Here is a 714-nt window from a genome sequence, read left to right on the forward strand (position 1 = left end):
GAGCGCCTGGACAGCGTTGGAAAATCACTCGCATAGCAGGCTATGCGTCGCGCCTTTCCGCCTTGCCAGCCACTCAAAAGCATTTCAGGTTTAAGGCCTTGCCTAACCTTGAGATTCCCTTGTCAGGGTTGCCGCGATGTTAAACAGAGGGTTTTCCCGATGTCAGCACGCGCAGCATGAAGCTTTGAGAGCAAGGCGCACGTTGAGTGATTGAAGGAGCATACCTCGATGGTATGTGACTGATTGAACGAATCGCGCAACGCCGCTATCGAAACTTCAGGCAAGCATTCGGGGCCATAGCTCAGCTGGGAGAGCGCCTGCCTTGCACGCAGGAGGTCAGCGGTTCGATCCCGCTTGGCTCCACCATTTCTTCTCTTGCGTAGCCTGACGTTCACGTCAGGAGCGATGGTTAGCGTTAAACGTTCTTAATGAAGAACATTTACCGGTAACTTATTGTTACGTGCTCTTTAACAACATGAAAAGCTGATTGTAATATTAAAAGTAAGAAATGCCACTCTACTTGAACAAACTGATTTGGTAGAGGCGTATCGAACTTGTGTACAGCGAGAACAAACAATCTTGGTCACGTATGCCAGACACCTTCGGGTTGTATGGTTAAGTGACTAAGCGTACACGGTGGATGCCTAGGCAGTTGGAGGCGATGAAGGACGTACTAACTTGCGATAAGCCATGATAAGCCAGTAAGAGGCCTTT

Annotated in this window: 1 tRNA gene and 1 rRNA gene; both read left to right on the top strand. The window is 49.4% G+C overall.

Going from position 1 to position 714, the window contains the following annotated elements:
* Nucleotides 1–290: 290 nt before the first annotated feature.
* Nucleotides 291–366: transfer RNA gene (locus RJ32_RS00105), tRNA-Ala, on the top strand.
* Between the two features lie 247 nt (nucleotides 367–613).
* A 23S ribosomal RNA gene (locus RJ32_RS00110) occupies nucleotides 614–714 on the top strand; the annotation flags it as partial.

It is taken from the genome of Idiomarina sp. 28-8 (assembly GCF_000320945.2).
GTDB classification, from domain to species: Bacteria; Pseudomonadota; Gammaproteobacteria; order Enterobacterales; family Alteromonadaceae; genus Idiomarina; species Idiomarina loihiensis.